The organism is Halobacillus sp., assembly GCF_049282395.1.
GTDB lineage: Bacteria > Bacillota > Bacilli > Bacillales > Halobacillaceae > Halobacillus.
On sequence record NZ_JBAPTY010000032.1, the window covers coordinates 1 to 4,594 of the forward strand.

Annotated in this window: 6 protein-coding genes; 4 read left to right on the forward strand and 2 right to left on the reverse strand. The window is 40.5% G+C overall.

Annotated elements, in window-relative coordinates; all coding sequences use genetic code 11:
• Together cwlD and WAM07_RS01525 are read left to right on the forward strand one after the other, a co-directional pair.
• The coding region (gene cwlD, locus WAM07_RS01520) for an N-acetylmuramoyl-L-alanine amidase CwlD (protein WP_422164183.1) at window positions 1-563 on the forward strand (563 nt) is incomplete at its 5' end.
• A 73-nt stretch (window positions 564-636) separates the two neighbouring features.
• Entirely contained in the window at window positions 637-1,689 is a 1,053-nt protein-coding gene (locus WAM07_RS01525) for an Mrp/NBP35 family ATP-binding protein (protein WP_014641458.1), read from the forward strand.
• A gap of 46 nt (window positions 1,690-1,735) precedes the next feature.
• On the opposite strand, the gene gerD is transcribed toward WAM07_RS01525, so the two are convergent.
• Window positions 1,736-2,386 (reverse strand): spore germination lipoprotein GerD, encoded by a 651-nt coding sequence (gerD, locus tag WAM07_RS01530; protein WP_422164185.1) that lies wholly within the window; start codon window positions 2,384-2,386, stop codon window positions 1,736-1,738.
• 138 nt (window positions 2,387-2,524) lie between these two features.
• Here gerD and WAM07_RS01535 point away from each other — a divergent pair, with 138 nt between their 5' ends.
• Entirely contained in the window at window positions 2,525-3,124 is a 600-nt protein-coding gene (locus WAM07_RS01535; RefSeq protein ID WP_422164187.1) for a KinB-signaling pathway activation protein, read from the forward strand.
• Window positions 3,125-3,160: 36 nt separating this feature from the next.
• Here the strand turns inward: WAM07_RS01535 and pdaB are convergent, their stop codons facing one another.
• Window positions 3,161-3,919 carry a polysaccharide deacetylase family sporulation protein PdaB gene (gene pdaB / locus WAM07_RS01540; RefSeq protein ID WP_422164189.1) on the reverse strand — a complete coding sequence of 253 codons (759 nt, stop codon included), beginning with the start codon at window positions 3,917-3,919 and terminating at the stop codon, window positions 3,161-3,163.
• A gap of 122 nt (window positions 3,920-4,041) precedes the next feature.
• Here pdaB and WAM07_RS01545 point away from each other — a divergent pair, with 122 nt between their 5' ends.
• The gene (locus WAM07_RS01545; protein WP_422164191.1) at window positions 4,042-4,263 is read left to right on the forward strand and encodes a hypothetical protein; all 222 of its coding nucleotides are present in this window, start codon (window positions 4,042-4,044) and stop codon (window positions 4,261-4,263) included.
• Window positions 4,264-4,594: the final 331 nt, after the last annotated feature.

A 4,594-nucleotide genomic window follows, 5' to 3' on the forward strand; every position in this document is an offset into this window, starting at 1 on the left:
GAGCAGAAGGGAAGGATGGTACACAGGAGAAAGAAATCACCCTGCGTATGAGTGAATATTTACGTGACTATCTGCAAGAAGCAGGAGCACTTGTGTATTTAACCAGAAATGAAGATAAGGACCTCTCTTCTGAGAATGCCGGGAGTTTATCAAGGCGGAAATCAGAAGATATACGTAACCGTGTTCAATACATTAAAGAAAAAGAAGCAGATTTTTATTTAAGCATTCATTTAAATGCTATACCATCTCCTAAGTGGAGAGGAGCTCAGACATTCTTTAATTCAAATAACCCTGAAAGTGAACATCTGGCTAAATTTATTCAATCTGAAATTAGAACGAATCTTGAAAACACTGACCGGCAGGCCATGGATTTGACATCCATTTATCTTCTTAAACAGGTAGAGGCTCCAGGAGTCCTTGTGGAAGCTGGCTTTCTATCGAATGGAGAAGAGCGGGAGCTGCTTAAGTCGGAGGAATATCAAAGAAAGATGGCTGCCTCCATTTATCAGGGGGTACTTCGATATGTGACCGAGAGAGAATATCCTTCTGAAAATGGATTGTAAGCAAATTACTTAGAAAGCGTTTCAGATATGTTATACTAGCATTATTGAACATTTCTAAGGATGGTGAACGGCTTTGTTAACACAAGAAAAAGTACTCGAAATCCTTCATCCAATCGAAGATCCGTTTTTACATAAAACGTTGGAAGAAACCGGTGGGATTGAAGATATATCAATTAAAGAAGAAAAAAACCATGTAAGTGTTAAAGTCTTGATTGCAAAGACAAACACGGCAGAACAAATGGAACTTCAACAGACTATAGTGAATGCACTGAAAAGCGGCGGGGCAGCTACTGTAGGGCTCCGATTTGACCAGCTTCCAGAAGATGTGATCAATAAATTTCAGCCGGAAGCAGAAAGTCAGCAGGAAGAATCGTTACTTGATGGAGGCTCCAATACAAAATTCCTTACCATTGCCAGTGGTAAAGGCGGTGTTGGTAAATCAACAGTTACGGTCAACTTGGCAGTAGCACTTACGCGATTGGGTAAGAAAGTAGGAATCATTGACGCTGACATCTATGGCTTCAGTGTTCCGGACATGATGGGCGTGGAAGAGCGCCCGGTTGTACGCGGGGAAAAGATTATCCCTGTTGAGCGATTCGGAGTAAAGGTCGTTTCCATGGGCTTCTTCGTGGAAGATAACTCTCCGATCATTTGGAGAGGTCCTATGCTTGGCAAGATGCTGACAAGCTTCTTTAAAGAAGTGGAGTGGGGCGATCTTGACTATCTACTTCTTGATTTACCGCCAGGAACAGGGGACGTAGCTTTGGATGTTCACTCCATGCTTCCTTCGTCTAAGGAAATTATTGTGACGACTCCTCACCCGACTGCGGCTTTTGTAGCTGCACGAGCTGGGCAGATGGCTTTGAAGACAGAGCATGAAATCCTGGGAGTTATCGAGAACATGGCTTATTTTGAAAGTAAGGAAACCGGAAATAAAGAATTTGTCTTTGGACGCGGAGGAGGGACGAAGCTTGCTGAAACACTGCAAACCGGTGTGCTCGGTCATATTCCTCTACAGCAGCCGTACGAAGATGAAGATGTCTTCGCTCCTTCCGTTTATCAATCCGACCACCCAATTGGGTTAAGCTACCGGAACATTGCTGCTAAAATTATTGATAAGTATTAAATAAGAAATCACGCGATTCCCTCAAATAAAGGGAATCGCGTGATTTTTACTGGGAAGATCCGCCGCCCTGTTCCTGGCCGCCGCTGTCGGATTGTTGTTCTTCATTTCCACCTTGCTGGCCTTCTCCTCCGGAAGAGGAAGAACCTTCACCGGTTTTCATTTTTTCTGCAGCCTTTAACATCGTTTCACTCATCTTGGCTTGAACCACAGGACTATTTAATGTCTCCTGGATTGTCTTCTCAAGATGTTCACGGAACTTCTGTCCCTGCATAACCGTAACCATTTGCTCCATCATTTCAGGATTTTTGTATATCTCAATTAAGAGCTTCTGGTATTCAGGGTCTTTCATTAAACCTTTTAATAGATCCTTTTCTTGTTCTTCCAAGGTTTTACTGAAACCTTGTACGAATGAAGGATCAGAAAACAGCTTACTCCAAAATTCTTTTCCTTTCTCAGAAACCAAGGTTTCACTGACCGATTGGGCCACCACTTCGGATTCAAGAGTCATGGATTGCTGCATTTTTTCATCAGAGAGAACTTCCGTGAGGGCTTTTTTGCCTTCATCGGTTTTCAATATATCCACAATCATTTTTTTCGTTGTATCATAATCCGCCTGTTGGCTTGCTCCTGAGCTGCCGTTACAAGCTGCCAGGAAAACAAGAATGATGACGGGACATAAAAATCGAATTTTGGACATGATAGGATGTCCCCTTTCTTTCGTTCTCCTTGGTCTTACTATTCGCGTTTCGACAAATTTTATACCGCAGGAGGAAAAAAGCCGCGCTTCATGATAAAATACGTAGGAAAATCTTTTTTGCATTTAGGAGGAACATGCGTGAATAGTCGTAAATGGGTGAGGTTATTTTTAACAACGCTGCTGCTTGGCGGAGTTTTAACCCTCGTAACCAGTTTTATATTTAAACAAGATTCTTATGCCGAAGTTCTTCAGCCGTTTCAATTATTTGAATTAGTGGGTTTATTATTATTCTTTTCCGGTCTTGGATTTATATTCAGCGTCATTAGTCAGATGGGCTTTTTTGCTTATCTAACGGTGAATCAGTTTGGAAAAGGCTTATTCAGATCTTTTTGGCCAGCACTGCAATTATTTTTAATTGCTTTTACATTATTTGATCTTGTTTATTTCCGTTATCAAGCGTCTGAAGAAGGTTCAATCGGAGTATATTTACTAACAGCGCTGGGAATTTTAGCGATATCCCTGGTGGTAGCCTACGTAAAAGCGAAAGAGACGAAGTCTTATGCTTTTATTCCAGCTCTGTTTTTTATGGTAGTTGTTACCACGGTAGAATGGGTGCCTGCTTTGAGAGCCCAGGGAAGTGACTATATATGGATGATGATTATTCCACTGCTTGCTTGTAATGCTTATCAGCTTCTGCTTCTTCATCGCCTGACAAATAACCAGGAAAGCGCTGCTTAAATTAATCAGCCACTGTGGATCCACAGTGGCTGATTTTTAATTAATTTGAGTAGTTTCTGATTCTCCGCCGCTTACCAGTTCGGATATGCTGACAAATTTTAATCCTTTTTGCTTCAACCCTGGAAGTATGACTTCTAAAGCTTTTGGTGTCTGCTTAACAGAATCTGAAGCATGTAATAAAATAATATCTCCTTTTTCACCCTCGTTTAAAACTTGATCAATGATGGCGTTTGTTCCGGGATTTTCCCAATCTCTAGGGTTCAGACTCCACTGCACAGCCTGCATACCTTCATTTTCAATTAGTTTCAGCACCTCTTTATCCATATGTCCATGAGGGGGCCGAATCCATTTAATTTGTTCAAACCCTAGTTTTTCAAAAGTTTCCTTAGCCTTACTCAAATCCGATCTTACTTGTTCAGGTTTTAATTCTAAATAGCTTTCATATTCATATCCCATCATTCCTATTTCATGTTTTCCTTCCTGGATAGCTGTCACAATATCGGGGTGGCGTTCTGCCCACTCACCGCTAACAAAAAAAGTCGCCTGGGCCTGGTGCGCTTCCAGCTGCTCTAAAATTTCATACACTTTGTCGCTTCCCCAGCTGATATTAAAAGTCAAAGCGACAAATGATAAATCCTCACTCCCCTGGGTTAATGCTCGAGGTTCACCATTATTAGAGAAAACAGGAAGTTGGCTCCATTGACCTAACCAAAGAAATAACGCGCAAAATAGTGCGAGTGTTACTACAACGCCATAACGCTTTAACCGTTCCACTTTCCACGTATAAAAGCTCAAAGTTACTGCAACTCCTTCCTTCCAATATGTTCTATACATATGAAAAAAAGGACAACCTATGCTAAAAACAATGAATTTGGGGTAAAAATATAAAAAGGTTGGTTATCAGGGAGGTTCTGGCTATGCACGGAATAATAATCAATGATCAAGAACAACGTGAAATGGAATACCTTTTAAAAAGAGAGATGGAAGAAATCACATTTGATCTAGGAGACCACCGAATAGATATAGGGATTAAAAGAGCGATGGAAGAACGGTATGATGTTTTATTTCAAATATTTCGGAGGTTTGGTTCCCGGGAAGAATGTCTGCAATACATGCCTAAAAAGAAAAAAGAAAACTAAACTTACGCTAGAGTTCAGGGACTACCCTGGGCTTTTTAGTTTTCTTAAATTCCTGTGTATAGAGGAGATTTTAAAAAAAGATAAAAAAATTGCTTAAAAGTATTGCATTCCATTTTTAATCCATGGTATATTATTAATCGTTGTCGGGAAAGGCGAGCGAATATAAAGCAAACTGAAAACGACACACACAAAATCATTTAAAACAAGTTGTTGACTTAAACGAGTCACAATGATATGATTATTAAGTCGCTGTTTTGAAGCGGCAAACGAAAACTTTTGATCTTTGAAAACTGAACGAACCAACCAGTACGTCAAGATATTCTTTCATTAT